General features: G+C 30.3%; 20 protein-coding genes. 1 reads left to right on the top strand and 19 read right to left on the bottom strand.

The features are described from left to right. The 16 genes from Q5O29_RS02575 to Q5O29_RS02500 all read right to left on the bottom strand — a co-directional run. On the bottom strand, window positions 1-212 hold a 212-nt coding region (locus tag Q5O29_RS02575; RefSeq protein ID WP_302631614.1), incomplete at its 3' end, for a helix-turn-helix domain-containing protein. A 137-nt stretch (window positions 213-349) separates the two neighbouring features. Continuing rightward, window positions 350-1,537 (bottom strand): flagellar motor switch phosphatase FliY, encoded by a 1,188-nt coding sequence (gene fliY / locus Q5O29_RS02570; protein WP_022211449.1) that lies wholly within the window; start codon window positions 1,535-1,537, stop codon window positions 350-352. After that, window positions 1,530-2,528 carry a flagellar motor switch protein FliM gene (gene fliM, locus Q5O29_RS02565; RefSeq protein ID WP_022169229.1) on the bottom strand — a complete coding sequence of 333 codons (999 nt, stop codon included), beginning with the start codon at window positions 2,526-2,528 and terminating at the stop codon, window positions 1,530-1,532. Before fliM ends, fliY begins: the two co-directional genes overlap by 8 nt. Before the next feature lie 28 nt (window positions 2,529-2,556). Continuing rightward, a complete protein-coding gene (locus Q5O29_RS02560) occupies window positions 2,557-2,952 on the bottom strand; it encodes a chemotaxis protein CheW (protein ID WP_022169230.1) in 396 nt (131 codons plus the stop codon). Window positions 2,953-2,975: 23 nt separating this feature from the next. Further along, window positions 2,976-3,335 carry a response regulator gene (locus Q5O29_RS02555; RefSeq protein ID WP_022169231.1) on the bottom strand — a complete coding sequence of 120 codons (360 nt, stop codon included), beginning with the start codon at window positions 3,333-3,335 and terminating at the stop codon, window positions 2,976-2,978. Window positions 3,336-3,354: 19 nt separating this feature from the next. Beyond that, entirely contained in the window at window positions 3,355-3,951 is a 597-nt protein-coding gene (locus Q5O29_RS02550; protein ID WP_022211448.1) for a chemotaxis protein CheC, read from the bottom strand. Window positions 3,952-3,967: 16 nt separating this feature from the next. After that, window positions 3,968-5,989, bottom strand: a complete 2,022-nt coding sequence (locus tag Q5O29_RS02545) for a chemotaxis protein CheA (protein ID WP_022211447.1) — start codon at window positions 5,987-5,989, stop codon at window positions 3,968-3,970. A 12-nt stretch (window positions 5,990-6,001) separates the two neighbouring features. Next, window positions 6,002-6,769: a protein-glutamate O-methyltransferase CheR gene (locus Q5O29_RS02540; protein WP_022169234.1), complete on the bottom strand. Its 768-nt coding sequence runs from the start codon at window positions 6,767-6,769 to the stop codon at window positions 6,002-6,004. Window positions 6,770-6,796: 27 nt separating this feature from the next. Next, window positions 6,797-7,294 (bottom strand): chemoreceptor glutamine deamidase CheD, encoded by a 498-nt coding sequence (locus Q5O29_RS02535; RefSeq protein ID WP_022211446.1) that lies wholly within the window; start codon window positions 7,292-7,294, stop codon window positions 6,797-6,799. A 5-nt stretch (window positions 7,295-7,299) separates the two neighbouring features. Then, window positions 7,300-7,755 carry a chemotaxis protein CheW gene (locus Q5O29_RS02530; protein ID WP_022211445.1) on the bottom strand — a complete coding sequence of 152 codons (456 nt, stop codon included), beginning with the start codon at window positions 7,753-7,755 and terminating at the stop codon, window positions 7,300-7,302. 244 nt (window positions 7,756-7,999) lie between these two features. Next, window positions 8,000-8,638: an HAD-IB family hydrolase gene (locus Q5O29_RS02525; RefSeq protein ID WP_022211444.1), complete on the bottom strand. Its 639-nt coding sequence runs from the start codon at window positions 8,636-8,638 to the stop codon at window positions 8,000-8,002. A gap of 115 nt (window positions 8,639-8,753) precedes the next feature. Then, the gene (locus tag Q5O29_RS02520) at window positions 8,754-9,947 is read right to left on the bottom strand and encodes a pyridoxal phosphate-dependent aminotransferase (protein ID WP_022211443.1); all 1,194 of its coding nucleotides are present in this window, start codon (window positions 9,945-9,947) and stop codon (window positions 8,754-8,756) included. A 20-nt stretch (window positions 9,948-9,967) separates the two neighbouring features. After that, complete coding sequence (locus Q5O29_RS02515; RefSeq protein ID WP_022211442.1) at window positions 9,968-10,789, bottom strand: PHP domain-containing protein; 822 nt, start codon at window positions 10,787-10,789, stop codon at window positions 9,968-9,970. Between the two features lie 152 nt (window positions 10,790-10,941). Further along, on the bottom strand, window positions 10,942-11,271 hold the full coding sequence (locus Q5O29_RS02510) for a DUF1292 domain-containing protein (RefSeq protein WP_022211441.1): 330 nt from the start codon (window positions 11,269-11,271) through the stop codon (window positions 10,942-10,944). 117 nt (window positions 11,272-11,388) lie between these two features. Next, window positions 11,389-14,910, bottom strand: a complete 3,522-nt coding sequence (gene nifJ / locus Q5O29_RS02505) for a pyruvate:ferredoxin (flavodoxin) oxidoreductase (RefSeq protein ID WP_022211440.1) — start codon at window positions 14,908-14,910, stop codon at window positions 11,389-11,391. A 392-nt stretch (window positions 14,911-15,302) separates the two neighbouring features. Then, window positions 15,303-16,373, bottom strand: coding sequence for an undecaprenyldiphospho-muramoylpentapeptide beta-N-acetylglucosaminyltransferase (locus tag Q5O29_RS02500; RefSeq protein ID WP_022211439.1), 1,071 nt, complete (start codon window positions 16,371-16,373; stop codon window positions 15,303-15,305). A 144-nt stretch (window positions 16,374-16,517) separates the two neighbouring features. Here Q5O29_RS02500 and Q5O29_RS02495 point away from each other — a divergent pair, with 144 nt between their 5' ends. Next, window positions 16,518-16,718: an alpha/beta-type small acid-soluble spore protein gene (locus tag Q5O29_RS02495; RefSeq protein WP_022169247.1), complete on the top strand. Its 201-nt coding sequence runs from the start codon at window positions 16,518-16,520 to the stop codon at window positions 16,716-16,718. A gap of 64 nt (window positions 16,719-16,782) precedes the next feature. Here the strand turns inward: Q5O29_RS02495 and Q5O29_RS02490 are convergent, their stop codons facing one another. The 3 genes from Q5O29_RS02490 to Q5O29_RS02480 form a co-directional block, all read right to left on the bottom strand. Next, window positions 16,783-18,048, bottom strand: coding sequence for an NlpC/P60 family protein (locus Q5O29_RS02490; protein WP_022211438.1), 1,266 nt, complete (start codon window positions 18,046-18,048; stop codon window positions 16,783-16,785). A gap of 158 nt (window positions 18,049-18,206) precedes the next feature. Continuing rightward, window positions 18,207-19,979: a single-stranded-DNA-specific exonuclease RecJ gene (gene recJ / locus Q5O29_RS02485; protein ID WP_022211437.1), complete on the bottom strand. Its 1,773-nt coding sequence runs from the start codon at window positions 19,977-19,979 to the stop codon at window positions 18,207-18,209. A gap of 10 nt (window positions 19,980-19,989) precedes the next feature. Continuing rightward, on the bottom strand, window positions 19,990-20,523 hold the full coding sequence (locus Q5O29_RS02480; protein ID WP_022211436.1) for a DJ-1 family glyoxalase III: 534 nt from the start codon (window positions 20,521-20,523) through the stop codon (window positions 19,990-19,992). Window positions 20,524-20,606: the final 83 nt, after the last annotated feature.

Here is a 20,606-nt window from a genome sequence, read left to right as displayed (position 1 = left end):
TTTAACCACTCATATTCTTTCTTGTATTGAGCTGGTGTAGGATATTTTATAGCTTTAATATCTAAATCTTTATTTTCTTCGTAAGATTTAATTCTATCAGCTAACATTTGATTATATATAAATCTAGTACACCCAAAAGTTTTAACAAGATATTCTCTTTGTTCTAAATTAGGATATATTCTGTATTTATAAGCCTTTAAATAATTTGACATTTATATCACCTCACATCTAAATAATATTAACTTCATTATTAAATTATAAATATTATAACATACATTAATATTTTTATATAATACAAATAAGACAGCATATAATCATAAGATTTATATACTGTCTTTCTTATTTTTACTTATCTTAAACTCTTTATTCTGTCTGCTCCACTAACAATGTTATTAATTCTTACTCCGAAGTTTTCATCTATAACAACAACTTCTCCTTCAGCTATAACCTTGCCATTTACAAGTACTTCCACTGGCTCATCTGCTAATCTATTTAATTCTATAAGAGATCCATTTCCTAGATTTAAAATATCTCTTATACTCTTTTTAGCTCTTCCTAAAACAACAGATATATCTAATGCAACATCTAATATTAAATCAATATTATCATGAGACTTTCTTACGTGTTCTGTCCCTAATGGTGCAAAGTTTGCCTTTTGCACTTCCACTGATGGTTGCATCATTGGTTGTGTATGACTCATAGGTGGTGCATAATTTGCAGGTGCTTCATATGCAGGCTGTTGATATGCTGGCTGCCCATGTACCGGTGCTTCATATGTTGGTTGTGGTGAACTTGGCATAGTAGGTGCTGATGCCGGTGTTGGTGCTGGCTCACTTACAGGTGCATCCACCGGAGCTTGTACTTGCTCTTCTCCCATCATAATAGAAACAATTTTCTTTGCTGTATTTAAAGGTAATATTTGCATTATATTAGACTTTAATACATCTCCTACTTCTAAATCAAAAGAAATCCTAACTACCTTTTCTTCTTCTTCAATATCGTTTGAAAGACTTTGTTCTTTACTTTCCCATAATGTTGATTGAGGAGGTGATATATCAACTCTTCTGCCAAACATAGTAGCCATTGAAGTTGCTGCAGAACCTATCATTTGATTCATAGCTTCTTGCACCGCACTTATTTCTATTTCTGATAATTCATCACTTTCTATTTTTCCATCTCCACCCATCATGCAATTGGCGATGACAGCTGCATCTGATATTTTCATCATCAGCATATTTCTTCCAGAAATACCTTCAACATATTCTACATCTAGTATTATATTAGGAACGTCAAAATTTTCTTTAATTTGTTTTATTGTTGTCACCGTTACTACTGGTGTTGTTATGTTAACTTTTTGATTAAGTAATTGATATAATGCTGTGGAAGCAGATCCCATAGATATATTTCCAACTTCCCCTAGCAAATCTTTTTCTAAATCACTTAATAATTCTTCATTATTTTCAACTTCATTATCATTATTTAACTCACCATTTAATAATGAGTTAATTTCATCTTGAGATAAAAAACCATTACTCATCTGTTTTCACATCCTTATTTATAGTATCTAAAAGTTCTACTCCTGCCATTTTCCCAATAATTCCTGGTTTTCCACTGTAGCATAACTCATCTTCTACATATACCTTTATAGGCTCTATTGTTTTAGTATCTAGCTTTAGTACATCTCCAACTACTAAATCCAAAAATTCTTCAACATTTATTTGAGTCTTACCAAGTTCAGCTTTTATTTTTAACTCTACAGGTTGGATTGTTCCCTTAATAATTTCCACTAAATCTTCTTCATCTTCATCATCAGAACTTCTTAACCAATATTCTACTACTAACTTATCTAGAAGCTTTTCTATACTTAAATAAGGAATACATAAATTAATATATGTACTATCCTCTCCAAATTCCACTAAAAAGCTTATTAATGCCACAGGCTCATTTGGTGCTAATGTCTGGTTTGCAGTAGGATTTGTATCTAATGATTCAAACTCCGGAGTTACTTCCATTATTTCAGACCACCCAGATTCTAATTGTTCAATAATTTCTCTGCACACTTTAGATAGTATATTTTTTTCAATTTCAGTTAAATCTTTATCTATTCCTCGTTTAACTCCAAAACCACCCAAAAGTAAATCCAATATTTGAAAACCAAATTCCGGATTTAATTCCATTACTATATTTCCTTGCATTGGATGTAACTTAAAATATGAGATTATAGTAGGATTTGGAATAGATCTTATGAACTCTTCATAAGGAACCTGTTCAACATTTTCTACATTTACTTTAACACTCTTACGAGTTTGCATAGTTAAATAATTGCTTATTAATCTCGCAAATTTAGTATGAACCTTTTCTAATGTTCTAATATGATCTTTGGAGAATTTTTGTGGGGTTTTAAAATCATATTGCTTCACTTTATGTATGTCTTCTTCCACAGAATCTATAGTTTCTGGCTCTACATCTCCTGATGACAAAGCTGATAAAAGTGCATCTATCTCTTCCTGAGATAGTACTTCCGCCATAAATATTCCTCCTTATTTTTTACTAAATCTATATATTAACAATTTTATTTATATCAATAACAGTTAATAAATATTTATTAAATTCTATTACACCTTTAATATATTCTTTGCTGTCTATTGATGTGTTTTGCAACATATTTAAATCTATATCTGCCACTTCTATCACTTCATCAACAGCTATTCCCACTTCTTCTTCATCAAGTTTTAATATTATTATATTTTGATTTTCACTTTGATTTTTAATATTTAAAAGCATACCAATATCAACTAAAGGTTTGATGCTACCTCTTAAATTAATAAGACCTTTTATATAAGAAGGTGCTGTAGGAACTTTAGTTATTTGCATAATATCACTTATATTTTGTATTTTTTCAGTTTCTGTAGCAAAATATTCGCTACCTAATCTAAAGATTATAAATTGCATAGCTACTCCTCCGCTATAAAATATTATCCTACTATTTTCTTAACTGCTTCTAAAACTCTATCTGCTTGGAACGGCTTAACTATAAAGTCATTTGCTCCTGCCTTTATAGCATCCATAACCATTGATTGTTGCCCCATTGCTGAACACATTATAACTTTTGCAGCTGGATTAACTGCTTTAATTTGTTTCACTGCTTCTATTCCATCCATTTCAGGCATTGTTATATCCATTGTTACTAAGTCTGGTTGATGTGATTTATATAATTCTACTGCCTCTACTCCATTTGCTGCTTCAGCTACTACTTCATATCCATTCTTTGTTAAAATATCCTTTATCATCATTCTCATAAACGCTGCGTCGTCAACTATTAATATTTTTGCCATTTTTCTATTCCTCCTAAATTTAAACCATTCCTAATTGCTTCAATATATTTTCTAAAGACCCTGGCTGCGGTATGTAGTAAAAATGTCCTAATACATCTTGGCCATTGTGCCCTTTAAATAATGTTTCTATATCTAAAATATAATCATCATATTGACCTGACTCAATAAATGTCGAGGTCAGAATTGCATTAAACATATCATGAGTCACTGCTGGAACAGAAGCAATCATTTTAATCCCTGTAAATGATACAATGGAATTCATATAAGATGATGCTATTATATTACCTATTTCAGCTATAGCAGACATTCCTATATCGCTAAATACATCACTATTAGAAATTAACGCTTCTATTATTTCTTTAGCAACATGCTTATCAAAGGCATATAATATATTTCCTGGAGCTTCTCCCATGACTTTTACCAATACTGCAATGACCTCATTATTTAAGTCATTTTCTAAAATCTCTTCTAGCCTTACTATTTTTATATTGGGTATCCCCATATCTATCTTTCTATTCAAAAGAAATGACAATGATGTAGCTGCATTTCCTGAACCTATATTAAATACTTCTCTCAATGCATCTAACTGCATAGAACTCAAGTTTCTATAATCCATCGTTCTCACCTCATCACTATACCAATGAACCAACATCTAATATTAACGTTACTAAACCATCACCTAATATAGTTGCTCCTATATAAGCCCTAGTATCTTTAAATATCTTTCCTAATGGTTTTATAACTATTTCTTGTTGTCCAAGTAAAGAATCTACTAATAACCCGCTTAATTTATTGCCTATTTTAACGATTATTACATACTCTTTTCCTCTTGAACCTGATTCAATGCCTAATATTTTATTTAATCTTACTAATGGAATAATTTTATCTCTATATACAATCACTTCTTCTCCATTAGTTTGTTTCACATATTCATCTTTAAACTCTATAACTCTATCGATAAATCCTAAAGAAATTGCAAAAGTTTCTTCTCCAACTTTAACTAATAGAGCTTGAATTATTTGTAATGTTAATGGAAGAGTAACTATAAATGATGTACCTTTTCCTAGTTCACTATGTAATTCTACTGTTCCACCTAAAGCTTCTATCTTAGTCTTTACAACGTCCATTCCAACTCCTCTTCCTGAAACATCTGTAACAACTTCGTTAGTTGAGAATCCTTGATGGAATATTAAATTCTTTATTTCTTGTTCAGTAAGCCCTGATGTAGAAATACCAACCTTTTCAGCTTTAGCTTTTATCTTATCAACATTGATTCCTGCACCATCATCAGTAACCTTTATGATAGCTTTTGTACCTTCTTGATAAGCCATTAGCTTAACTGTACCTTGCACTTGCTTTCCAGCTGCTATTCTATCTTCCTTCTTTTCAATTCCATGATCAGCAGAATTTCTTAATAAGTGAATAAGTGGTTCACCAATTTCATCAATTACAGTTCTATCTAGTTCTGTATCTGCTCCTTCAATGATAAAATCTATTTCTTTACCTAAATCAACAGCTAAATCTCTCATCATTCTAGGGAATCTATTAAATACAACATCTAACGGAAGCATTCTAATCTTCATTACTAAATCCTGTAAATCAGAAGTAGTTCTCTCAACTTGCTCTAACGTCTCCACCAATTCTGGTGATTTGTTATTTACAACTATCTGTTCAAGTCTTGTTCTATATATTACAAGTTCTGATACCATATTCATAAGTGTATCTATTCTTTGTAAATCTACTCTTACTGACTGATGAGCCTTCTTGTTGTTAGCTCTAGGTTCTCTCTTAACTTCTGGAGCTTTTTTAGTTGCAATATCTTTAGGTTTAACAGGAGTTGCTACCACTTCAGATTTTTGAACTTGCGCTTCTTCTTGTTCTAAATCTTCAATATCTATATCTACATCTTCAACTGTTACACTTACAACTTCTGAAATATTTTCAACAATATCACTGATTTCTTGTGCAGATTTTTTAGTTACAAGAAGGAAATAAATATCAAAGTCAAAGTTTTCAGTTTCTATATCTTCAATTGTTGGTTTTGATTTTATTATTTCACCTTGTGATTCTAACTCTTGAAATATTAAGAAAGCTCTTGCAGATTTTAATAATGTTTCTTCACTTAATCTTATCTGAACATTTAAAGTGTTAAATCCACCTTTAATAGCTTGCCTTACAATTGATATATCATATTGATTTAACTCAACCTTTATTTTCTTATCTTCTTTTCCGCCTTCTTCACCATGTTCAACAACAACTTCTAATTCTTTCCCATTACCATTTACTATATTTCCCAAGGATTGTACTATATCTGTTACATCAACTTCATCATCTACCCCTGCTTCTATATTATTAACCATAGTTTCTAAGGTATCAAGACAATTAAATAGCACTGTAACAACATTTTCACTTACCTCTAATTTACCTTCTCTAAAATTAGATAAAACATCTTCCATTTTATGAGTTAATTCAGCCATTGCTGTGAACCCCATAGTTGCTGCCATACCTTTAATAGTATGTGCCACTCTAAAAATTTGATTTAACATTTCTATGTCATTTGGATTTTGTTCTAAATTAAGTAACGCTTCATTAAGTGTTTGAAGATTATCCATTGACTCATCCAAAAACATACTTAAATATTGTGATGTATCCAATTTTTACCCTCCTTATATTTTCTTATAAATAAATGGTGATAATTTTTCTAATCCACTTGTCTTATATGTGTTTATACTTTCTGTTGCTCCAACAAAAAGTAGTCCTCCTACCTTTAAAGATTTAATAAAATCTTCTATTATCTTTTGTTTTACTTCATCTTTAAAGTAAATTATCACATTTCTACAAAGAATTAAATCAAAGTCTTTTTCATAACTATCTAAAATCAAATCATGTCTCTTAAAATTTACTTTTGACTTTATTTTTGAATCTACTATATATTTATCGTCATATTTATTAAAATATTTATCTAAATATTTTTTATCCAAAGTTTTAACATCAGCTGCGGAATAAACTCCTTTCCTTGCTTTTGCCAAAATATTTTTGTCTATATCTGTAGCAAGAATAGAGTAACTAACTTTATCATTCATATCATCAAACATCATTGCAAGACTATAAGCCTCACACCCCATGGATGATCCTGCACTCCAAATTTTAATATTATTTCTATTGGGAATTATTTCTGATAGTAAATTTTTTCTTAACGCTTCAAAAAACTCTGGATTTCTAAAAAATTCTGTTACATTTATTGTTATGTGATCCATAAACTTTTCTCTTTCAACTGCATCTTCTTTTAGCAGTTTAGTATATTCCTCCAGAGTTTTTACACCTACTCTCTCCATAAGGCTTCCTATTCTTCTATTTAGCTGAGTAGGCTTATATGAATTTAAGCTTAATCCAATTTCTTTATATACCCAATTATGAAATTCTGTAAATTCCATTATTCCTCCTATCAATCAGTAAACCATTTAAATTTCCTTAATTCCTTGTCCCACTATTCTAATTAATACTTTTCCACTTTCAGATTCAACAAACATTGTTCTTCCTTTGCTGCCTCCAACATCTTCTGCTGCTATAATTATTCCTTCTCTACTAATCGCTTCTCTTACAGCTTCAATATTTCTATTTCCTATATCACTATTAATAGATTTCTCAGAAAACTTAAACATGGAAGCTCCTCCAGCTATCTTTGCTACTACATTCTTTTTAATACATCCTCGTTTTGTCATTTCCTCTAATATTAAAGGAATAGCCAAATCTGCAAATTTATACGGATTAGTTACACTTTTAAAAGCATGACTATCAGGAAGCATTATATGTATAAGTGCTGCAATTTTTTTCACTGTATCATATAATGCAATTCCAACACAAGAACCTAGCCCTATGGTCATAATACTGTTAGGCGCTGATATTATTTTAGCATCAGCAATTCCAACTCTGACCTCATTTTTTCTTACTGCTTCCATGTGCCTTACTCCACCCTTTCAAACACAAGCTCCTCTTCTTTTTCTAACAAAACCTTATTTAAATCTAATAAAATAATAAGATTTTGCTTTTCTTTTATAATACCTTTAATATATTTTTTTGAAATTATAGTTGCTACAGATGAAGAATAATCTATTACTTCTTCATTTACTGTAGTTACTTCATTAACATCATCTACTATAACACCAAATTTTCCTAACTCTTTTTTTACAACAATAACTTTATTTGTTGAATCAACACTACAGCTATTAAAACCAAATTTTTTATATAAATTAATAACTGGTATTACTTCTTCTTCATGCTTTATAATACCTTCTAAGAAGCTAGGTGAATCTGGAAGTTTAGTAGTTCCAACATTGCCTAATATTCTTTCAACCTCCATTATATCTGTTGCAAAATATTCACCATTTAATTTAAATACTAATATTCTTATCTCGTTCATATAAACCTCCTTATAAGATACTTGTCAACTAAATTTCTGCAATTATATTATCGTATAAAATATTACAACCATTACCGCATTATTTTTTAAATTATATCATAATACAAATTAAATTTAAATTATATTTATATATTTTTAATTACTTTTTAATTTTATTTAAAATATCGCCTTTTGGATATAAAAAATAAGGTATATCATCTTTTTCATTGATATACCTTTATATTCATCACTTAAACTTATTGAGTTATTTCCACTTTAATATATCTATTTCATGTTGTTTTTTATAATTTATTAAATATGGATTACCTACAAGATCCAACAACGGTTTATCTGATAACGAATCAGAAAACATATAAGAATTTTTAAAGTCAGCTCGTATATTTTTTTCCTTAAGTACATCCTTAAGTCTACGAACTTTTTCCTGTCCCTTGCAATTATTGCCCTCCATACTTCTTATAAATTTACCATTTTCAAATTTAAATCTTGTTCCAATAATTAAATCCACTTCATCTATTGCATAGAATTCCTTAATATAAAACTCTGGAGATGCTGATATTAAAATCACCATATATCCTTCGTTTTTTAATTTTTTTATCATTTCCACTGCATCTTTATAAAGAATATTACTTAATCTATCATGGTAAAATTCCTTTGTTAAAATAGCTAAATCCTTTTCTTCTATATTTTCAATAAACTTCAAAAATGACTCTTTAACTCTTTTTTCATCATATATTCCAATACCATACATGGCACCAGAATATAAGGCTCTAGGTAAAAATTTAATATTTTTTATATCCCTACTTACTACATATTTATAAAATTCCATTAATGTTTCTTTTCTTGTTATAGTGTAGTCTATATCGAATAAAGCTAATTTCTCCATGCCATTCTACCTTTCACTAGTATACATTAGAAAAAACCACGATTAAAAATTGGCAGTTTTTTATTCTAATTAAGTTATTTATTTTTAACTTTATAAATTTATTATCATATAAAATTTATTTAAGCTTACCTATAAAAAATTTAATTCTTTCCAACCCTTCCTCTATAACTTCCATAGAGGTAGCATAAGATAATCTTATATAATTTTCTAAACCAAAAGCCGCTCCAGGAATTACAGCTACCTTTTGTTCTTCTAATAATATTTTTGCAAAGTCAATAGAATTATTTATGGTAATTTCATTTATGCTCTTACCAATAAAGCACTCTATATTAACCATAATATAAAAGGCACCTTGAGGTTTAATGAATCTTACTCCATTGATTCCTTCTAACTTTTTCATCATAAAATTTCTTCTCTCTTCAAAAGCACTCTTCATCATCTTAATACTATCTTGTGGTCCAGTCAATGCCTCTAGAGCTGCATATTGAGATATTGAACATACATTAGACGTCATATGACTTTGAATATTGCTCATTACCTTAGCTAACTTAGCAGACGATGCTGTATAACCTACTCTCCATCCTGTCATAGCATAAGTTTTTGATAAACCATTAACGACAATAGTTCTTTCATATGAGTCTTCTGATAAACTTGCTATACTAACATGTTCTTTTCCATCGTATATAAGTTTTTCATAAATTTCATCTGATATTATTATGAGATTATGCTTTTTAGCTAATTCTGCTATTTCTTCAAGTTCCTTTTTATCATAAACAATTCCTGTTGGATTATGTGGTGAATTTAATAATATTGCTTTTGTCTTACTTGTCAACACTTTTTTAATATTCTTTGCAGAAAGCTTATATCCACTATTTTCGTCACAATCAACTATTACTGGCACTCCATCTGCTAATTTGATTAATTCAGTATAGCTTACCCAGCAAGGATTTTGTAAAATAACTTCATCTCCTGCATTTAAAATAGCTAAAAAAATATTAGCTAAACTTTGCTTTGCACCTGTAGAAACAACAATTTGCTCTTCACCATAATTAAGATTATTTTCCTGATTCAATTTTTTACATATAGCTTTTCTAAGTTCAACTATTCCTGCTGTTTTTGTATACTTTGTGTGTCCAGCTTCCATTGCTTTAACTGCTGCTTCTATTATATTTTTAGGAGTATTAAAGTCTGGTTCTCCTGCAGCAAAACTCATTACATTAACGCCTTGAGCTTTAAATTCATTTGCTTTCCCTGTAATCTCTAAAGTTATTGATGGTGAAATACTTTTTGCTTTTTTCGATAAATTCATTCTCAATCCTCCATATCATACTACTTAAAACTTTTCATAAACTTATCTAGCATTATTTCATCTAGACCGTAACTACCTATGTTATTTTCTTTATATGTGCTTCCACCATGAAAATCACTTCCTCCAGTAATGGTAAGTTTATATTTCTTTGCTAAATTGTAAAACTCATTACTATCCCGCTTATCATGACTAGGATGGTAAACCTCAACTCCGCTAAGCCCAAAGCACTTTAATTCTTTTAGAATCTTTTCCACTTCCATACGTTTATAAATCTGTCCTGGATGAGCAAGTACAGCCACTCCACCAGCACTTTTTATTATATCAATTGCTTCTTTATATGACAATCTAAACCCTCTTTCATAACCTGGCTTTCCCTTGATTAAAAAGCTTTGAAACGCTTGTTTATAATTAGCAAAATACCCCTTTTCCACCATAGCATTGGCTATATGACTTCGGCCCAAAGTTTCGTTGTTATTTTTATACAACTCATCAATTTTTAACTGTATATCATATTCTTTTAAGTTAGTTATTATTTTCTGCACTCTCTCTAACCTTTTATCATTGAGCATCTTAACACTTTCTCTTAACCGTTCATTATTTACATCAATACAATACCCCAAAATATGTAGTTCCATTTCATTATACTCCGCACTGAGCTCAATTCCAGAAATAATTTTAATATCTTCTATCCCTTTGCTATTAATATACTGGCCACCAATAGAATCATGATCAGTTATAGATATACATTTAACTTCATTTTTCCTGGCAATATCTATTATTTCTTCAGGAGTATATGCACCATCAGAATAACTTGAATGAATATGTAAATCTGCATACTTCATTTTATACACCTTTTTTCTTTCGTTAAAGTTAACTTTAATACCTTATAAGTCAACCTATATTTTTAATTAATTATAGTTAAAATATATCATTTTGGTATAAAAAAGTAAATGTATTAATACTAAAAAAAGTGCCCACTAAGGGGCACTGTAAATTATTGATCTGCTAATACTTCTTCGTAGTACTTAGAAACTTTATCAAATTCAGCTTCTTCTGGTACTGTTAATTCACCATTTTCCAATGATTTAAATAAGTATACTGAGTCATCTTCTGGATTTTGAGCTAAAACATATTCAGCTTCTTCATATTCAAAAGCATCTACGATTGGACATGAAATTATATTTCCGTTATCGTCTTCTAAATCTATTACAAAGTGTTCATGTTCGTGTTCTCCACAACCACATCCACATCCATCATGTCCGTGGTTATCTCCACATCCACAGCTATCTCCACATCCACATTTATCTAATTCTTTTTCGCTCATTGTTTTTCCTCCTAATATTATTAATCTTTATCATTGTACCCCCATTCATTAAAAAATAAAAGTTAAATTATTCTTTTTTTCAAAAATAATTTAACTTTTATCACTTATTTTTTACTATTATTGATTTGCAAGTCTCTTGTAGTTGTTTATTCTTTCAATTGCATCAGCATGTGTCTTTTCAAATAATTGATCAGCCACTTCTGGGAAAGATTTAGCAAGAGATGCATATCTTACTTCACCCATTAAGAATTCTTTAAAATCGCCCTTAGGTTCTTTAGAGTCTAAACTAAATGGATTTTTTCCTTCAGCTTTTAAGCTAGGGTTATATCTATATAATGACCAATATCCGCAATCAACAGCCTTCTTAGCTTCTGCTTGTGAATTTGTCATACCAGCTTTAATACCATGGTTAATGCATGGAGCATAAGCTATTATTAATGATGGTCCATCATAGCTTTCAGCTTCTGCAATAGCTTTAAGTGTTTGATTCTTATCAGCACCCATACAGATTTGAGCTACATATACATAACCATAGCTCATTGCCATCATACCTAAGTCTTTCTTCTTAGTTCTCTTTCCTGATGCAGCAAACTTAGCTATTGCAGCAGTTGGAGTAGCTTTCGAAGATTGTCCACCAGTATTTGAATAAACTTCTGTATCAAATACAAATATATTTACATTTTCTCCTGAAGCTAGTACATGGTCAACTCCGCCGTATCCTATATCATAAGCCCAACCATCTCCTCCAAATATCCATTGAGATCTCTTAACCAAGTATTCCTTGTCTTTTAATATTTCTTGTGCTATTGGAGCATCGCATCCTTCTAAGGCAGCAACCATATCCTTTGCTCTTTCTCTAGTTCCCTCAGAATTATTCATGTCTTCAAGCCATGCTCTTAATACTTCCTTTACATCTTCAGATATTTCTTCTTCTAAAGCATTTTTAACATTTTCAGCAATTCTATTTCTTATTGCTTCAACACCTAAAAACATACCCAAACCATATTCAGCATTATCTTCAAATAAAGAGTTAGCCCATGCTGGTCCATGTCCTTCTTGATTTACAGTGTATGGTGTTGCTGGAGCAGAACCACCCCAAATTGATGAACATCCTGTAGCATTAGCTACCATCATTCTATCACCAAATAATTGAGTAATTAGCTTAGCATATGGAGTTTCTCCACATCCTGCACATGAACCTGAAAACTCAAGTAAAGGCCTCTCAAATTGGCTTCCTTTAACTGTATTTTTGTTCATTGGGTTCTTCTTATTTTTAACCTTTGCTACTGCATAATCCCAAGCTTCTATTTGATCATGTTCAGTATCTTGTGGCTTCATTACCAATGCTTTTCCTGGAGCTGGACATACTTCAGCACAATTTCCACATCCTGTACAATCAAGTGGAGATACCCCTAATGAATAAGAATATGGTGTTTCATTCTTTAACCCTTTAGCTGCAACTATCTTCATACTTGTTGGTGCATTGTCCTTTTCTTCCTCAGTTAATAAGAAAGGTCTAATGGCAGCATGAGGACAAACAAATGCACATTGATTACATTGAATACATTTATCTTCCTGCCATTTTGGCACATTAATAGCTATTCCTCTCTTTTCATATGCAGCAGTACCTGCCATGAAAGTACCATCTTCCATTCCATTTTTAATGAATATTGAAACTGGAATAGTATCACCTTGTTGTCTATTCATTGGTTCAACTATTTCTTTAACGAATTCTGGAATGTTAATTGTAGCTACTGCTTCCTCATTAGAAGTAGCTGTAGCCCATGAAGCTGGTACATCTATCTTAACTATAGCTTTTACACCTGCATCTATAGCAGCATTATTCATGTTTACAACTTTTTCACCTTTCTTACCATAAGAAGTTACAACTGCTTGTTTTAAGTATTTAATTGCATCTTCTACAGGAATTATATCTGCTATCTTAAAGAACGCAGCTTGCATTATCATGTTAATTCTTCCACCAAGACCAATTTCTTGTGCAATCTTAACTGCATTTAAAGTGTAGAAGGAAATATTATTTTCAGCAATGAATTTCTTCATAAAAGCTGGCAATTTTTCTTCCACTTCTTCTGGAGTCCAAATAGTATTTAATAAAAAACTTCCATTTTTCTTTAATCCCTCTAATACATCATATTTATATACATAAGATTGGTTATGACATGCTACAAAATCAGCTTTATTGATTAAATATGGAGATTTAATTGGTTTCTTACCGAATCTTAAGTGAGATACTGTAATACCACCTGATTTTTTAGAGTCATATGAAAAATAACCTTGAGCATACATGTCTGTATGGTCACCTATTATCTTAATAGCACTCTTATTAGCACCTACAGTACCATCAGATCCTAATCCCCAGAACTTACATGCTTTTGTTCCTTCTGGTGTAGCATCAATATCATCTGTAACTACTAAAGATGTATTGGTAACATCATCTACTATTCCTATAGTAAATCCATTTTTAGGCTCATCAGCATTTAAGTTTGCATAAACTGCTGCTATATGAGATGGATTTGGATCTTTTGAACCTAAGCCAAATCTTCCTCCTACTATCATTGGAGCATTTTCTTTTCCATAGAATGCTCTTATAACATCTAAATATAAAGGTTCTCCAATTGATCCTGGTTCCTTAGTCTTATCTAATACAGCAATTTTCTTAACTGTATCTGGAATAGCCCTTAATAATCTTTCAATTGAGAATGGTCTGTAAAGTCTTACTTTTACTAAACCAACTTTTTCTCCTTTAGCATTTAAGTAATCAACAGTTTCTTCAATGGCATCTATTACTGAACCCATTGCAATAATTACTCTATCAGCATCTTCTGCTCCATAGTAATCGAAACAATGATATTCTCTTCCTGTTAATTTAGTGATTTCAGCCATATAGTCTTCTACCACTGTTGGAATATCATCATAATATTTATTTACTGCTTCTCTAGTTTGGAAGTAAATATCAGGGTTTTGTGCTGTACCTCTTGTAACTGGATGATCTGGATTCATTGCTGTCTTTCTAAAATTTTCTACAGCTTTCATATCAACTAATGGTGCTAATTCTTCTTGATCTAAAACTTCAATTTTTTGAATTTCATGTGATGTTCTAAATCCATCAAAGAAGTTTAAAAAAGGCATTCTTGTTTTTATGGCAGTTAAATGCGCAACAGCTGCTAAATCCATAACTTCTTGTACTGATCCTTCAGCAAGCATAGCAAAACCTGTTTGTCTTGTAGCCATAACATCTTGATGATCTCCAAATATATTTAATGATGATGTAGCTAATGCTCTAGCAGATACATGGAAAACTCCTGGTAATCTTTCACCTGCTATTTTATACATATTTGGTATCATTAATAATAAACCTTGAGATGCAGTATAAGTTGTAGTATAGGCACCTGCTTGTAATGAACCATGAACTGCTCCAGCTGCACCTGCTTCTGATTGCATTTCCATTACTTTAACTGGTCTTCCAAAAATATTTTTTCTCCCTTGTGCAACCCATTCATCAACATGTTCTGCCATTGGTGATGATGGTGTTATTGGATAGATTGCAGTTACTTCTGTAAACATATATGAAATATGTGCAGCAGCAGTATTACCATCCATAGTCTTCATCTTTCTCATAATATTCTCTTCTCCCCCTTTAAATTTATTAACTTTTCTATAAAACAGACAGAAGATATTCTTTAACGAATATCTTCCTCCTTAAGTATATATTAATACCCTTGCTTTTTAGCAAGGCTGATTAACCTTATTAGCCAAAGTGCTACCTAGGTCTTCAGCAAACTTAATTTCCTCTTTTGTAAGCGATTCTTTTATAGCCAATTTACCAATTACATCAAATCCTTATTCCTTCATAATTGAGGACCATTTGTGTATAAATTTATCATCTCTCCACCCACAAGAGCCGAATAATAGCACCTCATCAAAGATTGTTTATTATTTATCGCTCTATATTTATTATATATCACTGCAAATATTTTTCAAGATATCTTTTCCTTATTTACCATTTATTACTAAATACTTTTCATTATTATATCTATTATTGCATCCACTCCATTTTTTGCAGTACTTTTTTCCATATTCATTATTAATTCATTTTTCTTACTTTTTAATTCTTCTAATTTACTCATTAATAAATCTTTTTCCATCATTTCATCTTCATCTAACACTAAAGAATAACCTTCTTTTTCAAAGGAAGCAGCATTTAAAATTTGATCTCCTCTACTTACCTTTTTTGATAGAGGAATTAATAATGTAGGCTTTTTAAGTGCTAAAAGTTCAAATATTCCATTAGCTCCTGCTCTAGAAATAACATAATCACAAGCTTTAAGCATATGTGGCAATTCTTCCTTAACATATTCATATTGCTTATAGCCTACAATTCCTTCTAAACTAGCATCTAAGTTTCCTTTTCCACATATATGAATAACATTAAACTCTTTTAATATATTTGTTAAATTTTTTCTTACTTCATCATTTATACTTTTGGCACCTAAGCTTCCACCTATCACTAATAATATTTCCTTTTCATCTTTAAATCCACAGATTTCCTTACCTTTAATTCTGCTTCCTTTTAATATCTCTTCTCTAATAGGTGTTCCTGTAAGTACTCCCTTACCTTCATTTATATATTTTAAGCTTTCTCTAAATGTTACACATAATTTATTACAAAATGGTGCTGCTAACTTATTAGCAAGACCTGGTGTTAAATCTGATTCATGAGCTATTACTGGTATTTTCTTAATTGAAGCTGCTATAACTACTGGTACAGCCACAAAACCACCTTTTGAAAATACTACATCTGGTTTTTCCTTAGATAATATACTTAATGCCTGGCAAATACCTTTCATAACTTTAAAAGGATCTGTAAAATTTTTAACATCAAAATATCTTCTTAATTTCCCTGAAGAAATAGGATAATATTCTATAGCTGCATCAGTAATTATTTCTTTTTCTATACCATTGTAGCTACCTATGTATTTTATCTCAAAGTCCTTTTCTTTAAGCTTTGGAGCTAAAGCTAAGTTTGGAGTGACATGTCCTGCTGTACCTCCACCAGTCATTATTATCTTATATTTACTCATTGTGTTACACCCCTATAATTATTTATTTCATTATCATTTTACCACTTCAATATTTTTTTTCCACCATTTCCTTGAATTAAATAAAATAGAGTTTTAATATTTGGGCAAGATATTACTGTCAAAGGAAAAGGAGATGAATAATTAATGTCAAACTCAAATTCAAAGTCACAAACATTAGTACCTGAAGCAAGAGGCGGATTAGAAAAATTTAAAAACCAAGTATCTAGCGAAATGGGAGTACCATTTAGTGATTACAATGGCGATTTAACTTCTAAGCAATGTGGTAGCGTTGGCGGAGAAATGGTTAAACGTATGGTAGAACAATACGAACAAGGCTTAAAATAAAATTTCACAAATCCTTTGATTTATAAAAGTAGAGGAGCTATTTTAAATAATAGCTCCTCTACTTTTATAATACTCTTCTAGCTGCATAGAAGTTAGTAACAGGTGTAACTCTTACAGTTGAACCTGGATATGTAGCATTAATGTACATTCCACCTCCCACATAAATTCCAACATGTTCATTGTTATAAGTAAATACCAAATCACCTGGTTTCATATTATTATATGAAACAGGAACTCCTACATTAATTTGAGTGTATGTAGTTCTTGTTATTTCTATACCTGCACAATGTCTATACACATAGCTTGTAAATCCTGAACAATCAAATGTATCTGGTCCTACTGCTCCCCAAACATATGGACGCCCTAAAAAATTATAAGCATAATTAACAATATCTTGTCCCGTTGCAATTTCACCTTCTATTTCAAACCAATAATCTGGGGTTTGATTTTTAGATGACTCTTCCTGAGCAATACGCTCTGCTTCTAATCTTGCTTGCTCTTCTAAATAACTAATTCTTTCATTTGCAGCATTTATTAGTGAATCTACTTTATTTTTAGGCCCTTCCATAGTTAATTGATTTTCCTTTAGAGCCTGCAATTGACTAATTGCACCTTTTAAGCTACTAATAGAGCTTCCTGAATCATTTATTACATCCTCCTGAACTTTTAATAATGCCATTTCTGCCACTTCTAAAACTTCTACACCAAATTTTTTCTGTTCCTCTTTCAATTCTGTTAATAACTCTTCTTGCTCTTTTTTCTTTTCTTCTAATAGTATTTTATCTTCTTCAAGGGTTACTAATAAATCTTGAATTGTCTGCTTATTTAATTCTTGTTGCTCAAGTATATTGCTTAATTCTTTCTTATCTTCATTAATACTATCAGCTATTTCTCTATCCATTCTAATAAGCTTTGTAGTTACATACATCTTATCTAGTAAATCCATAATATTTTCAGCTTGAAAAATTAGCGTAGCATAATTAATATTTCCACCATTTTTTTGATATTCTCTTAGACGCTTGTCTTTAATTTTTTCTCTTTCTTTTATTTGCTCTTCTAAACCTTTAATTTTTAATTCATTATTTTGAATTTGTAAATTTAACGTAGATAATTCACTTTCTGCATCTTCAATATTTCCTAAACATTGTTCTATTTCACTGTTAAATTTTACTATTTCTTCAGTCATTTTATCTACATTTTTTTGATATTCTTCATATTTAGCTTGTGCATTAATAACATCTTCTTCAACATCGGCAAAAGTAACACTTGAAATAGAAGATACCACTACTCCTACAGCTAATAAAAACGAAATTATCCTCTTATTATTCATAATTCATCCCCTAAATTTTCTTTTGTAATATAATTACAAAAGGGATATGCCCACTATACTGACATATCCCTTTTTTAATCAAATACTATTTTACTTATTTTTTATTATTATGTCTATACTTTTATATTAATCTAATTTATTTTTTTTATTTTTTACAATTATTGTGCTATTCTAAAATTATTTATTACTATTTGTACCTTTTTATTCCCCATATATTCGTTAATTTCTGGATAATAAACAAAATCCATTTTAATACCTCTTGCATTACCATCTAAAAGTTTCATATATTCCATTTCACCATAGCTATTTTTAACTTCTTCCTCAAAAGCATCAACATCACCAAAAAATATACCATCAATAAACAAATTTCCATCTGTTAAGTTTAATTTTAAAACGTTTTTATCTTTACCTAACACTCTAGCTCCTCTTACAGTTAAATTTTTCACTGCAAAACTTGGCTTAGAATTACCTTTTCCATAAGGTTCTAATTTAGCTATTTCATCAATAAGTCCATAATTTATCTCACTTAATTGAAGTGGCATATCAATAGATACCTTAGGAATTACATCTTCATCAGTTAAAACTGTAAGTTCATTAAGTCTTTTTCTAAACTCTTCAATATTTTCTTTGGGAATTGACATTCCAGCAGCCATTGGATGTCCACCAAACTTTCCTAAAATATCTTTACATTTTATTAATTCTTCATACATATTATATTCTTCTATAGAACGTCCTGACCCCTTAGCTCCATCATGTGTCTTTGTAAGCACAATAGCTGGTAGATTATACTTTTCTCTAATTCTTCCTGCAATTATCCCTGCTATACTTTCATGAACATCTTCTAGATATACCACCAAAACTTTATCTTTATTCATATTATTTTTTTCAATTACTTCAATGGCTTTTTCCAAACCTTCCTTTGTTAATTCTTGCCTATCCTTATTTAATTCATTAAGCTTGTGAGCTAATTCTTCTGCCAACTCTTTATTTTCTTCCATTAATAATTTCAATGCCCATATGGCTTGCTCTAATCTTCCAGAAGCGTTAATGCTAGGCCCTATAACAAAACCTAAAGAGTAAACATTAATAATTTTTCCTTCTAAACCAGTTGCCTTAAATAACGCCCTTAAACCAATATTATTTGTATTATTAATAAGTTCCAATCCTTTTTTAAGCATTATTCTATTTTCATCTACCAAATCCACTACATCACAAACAATAGCTATAGCAACATATTGTAGCAGTTCAATAGCTTCACTTTTAGGAATATTAAATTGCCTATAAAGTTCTTCAATAAACTTAAAAGCAACTCCAGCTCCACATAAACTTTTAAATGGATAGTTGCAATCTTTTCTCTTAGGATTTACAACACAATTTCCCTCTGGAATTATATATTCCCTACTTCCATCCTCTTTTTCTATAAATGGAATATCATGATGATCTGTTACTATAACCTTTAACCCTAATTCTTTAGCTAATTTAATTTGATCTATGGCAGATATTCCATTGTCACAAGTAATAATGACATCAATATTATCTTCTGCTGCTTTTCTTATTATACTTTCATTTATTCCATAACCTTCTTTTATTCTATCTGGTATATGAAAACTTACATTGGCATTGCATCTACTCAATGCCTTATTTAAAATATACGTACTTATAACACCATCTACATCATAATCTCCCACTATAAGTACTTTCTTATTGTTTTCTATACTCTCTTTTATTAAAGCTACTGCTTTAGATAAATCTTTCATACTCTTTCCATCATGAAAATTGTCTATAGTTGAATTTAAAAAAGATTTTGCTTCATTTAATTCATATATACTTCTATTAACCATAAGTTTTGCAACAACAGGGCTAACACCTAATGCTTTTGCAAAACCTATAGTATTAAACTTTACATTTCTAACAGTCCATCTTTCCATCATAATTATCCTTTTAAAAAAGCATTGCTTTTTTTATCTCATCTACTTTTTCTGGTGCTATTTGTTTTAATATTTCAAAAGCAAATGGAATTGCTGCTGCTGGCCCTCTTCCTGTAATTATATTTCTATCAATAACTACTAATTCCTTTTGATAATTGCAGTTTCCTAATTGCTCTTCAAATCCTGGATAACATGTTACATTCTTACCTTCACTTATGCCAGCTTTACCTAATGATATTGGTCCTGCACAAATAGCAGCAATTATTTTGTTCTTGCTATTAAACTCTTTTAATAAATTAATAACTCTTTCATCATCTCTCAAATTTACTGCTCCTGGCATTCCACCTGGTAATACAACCACATCATAATCCTTAATTTCTTCATTAAATACTTTATCTGCCTTTAATGTTATATGATGTGATGTTGTTACCTCTTGATTTTTTGTAGCAAAGGTATGACATTCTATACCTGCTCTTCTTAATATATCCACTGTTGTTAATGCTTCTATAGTTTCAAATCCTTCTGCTAATAATACAGCTACTTTCATATATATTTCTCCTTTTAATTTAATATATTCTTGTTATATAAAATAACTTTTATCTATCATAATATAACTTTAATTATATCATA

Source organism: Clostridium sp. CAG:265 (assembly GCF_000436575.1).
GTDB lineage: Bacteria > Bacillota > Clostridia > Clostridiales > Clostridiaceae > Clostridium > Clostridium lentum.
Note: the sequence above shows the minus strand (reverse complement) of the source record. Positions and strands in the feature narration are given on the sequence as shown.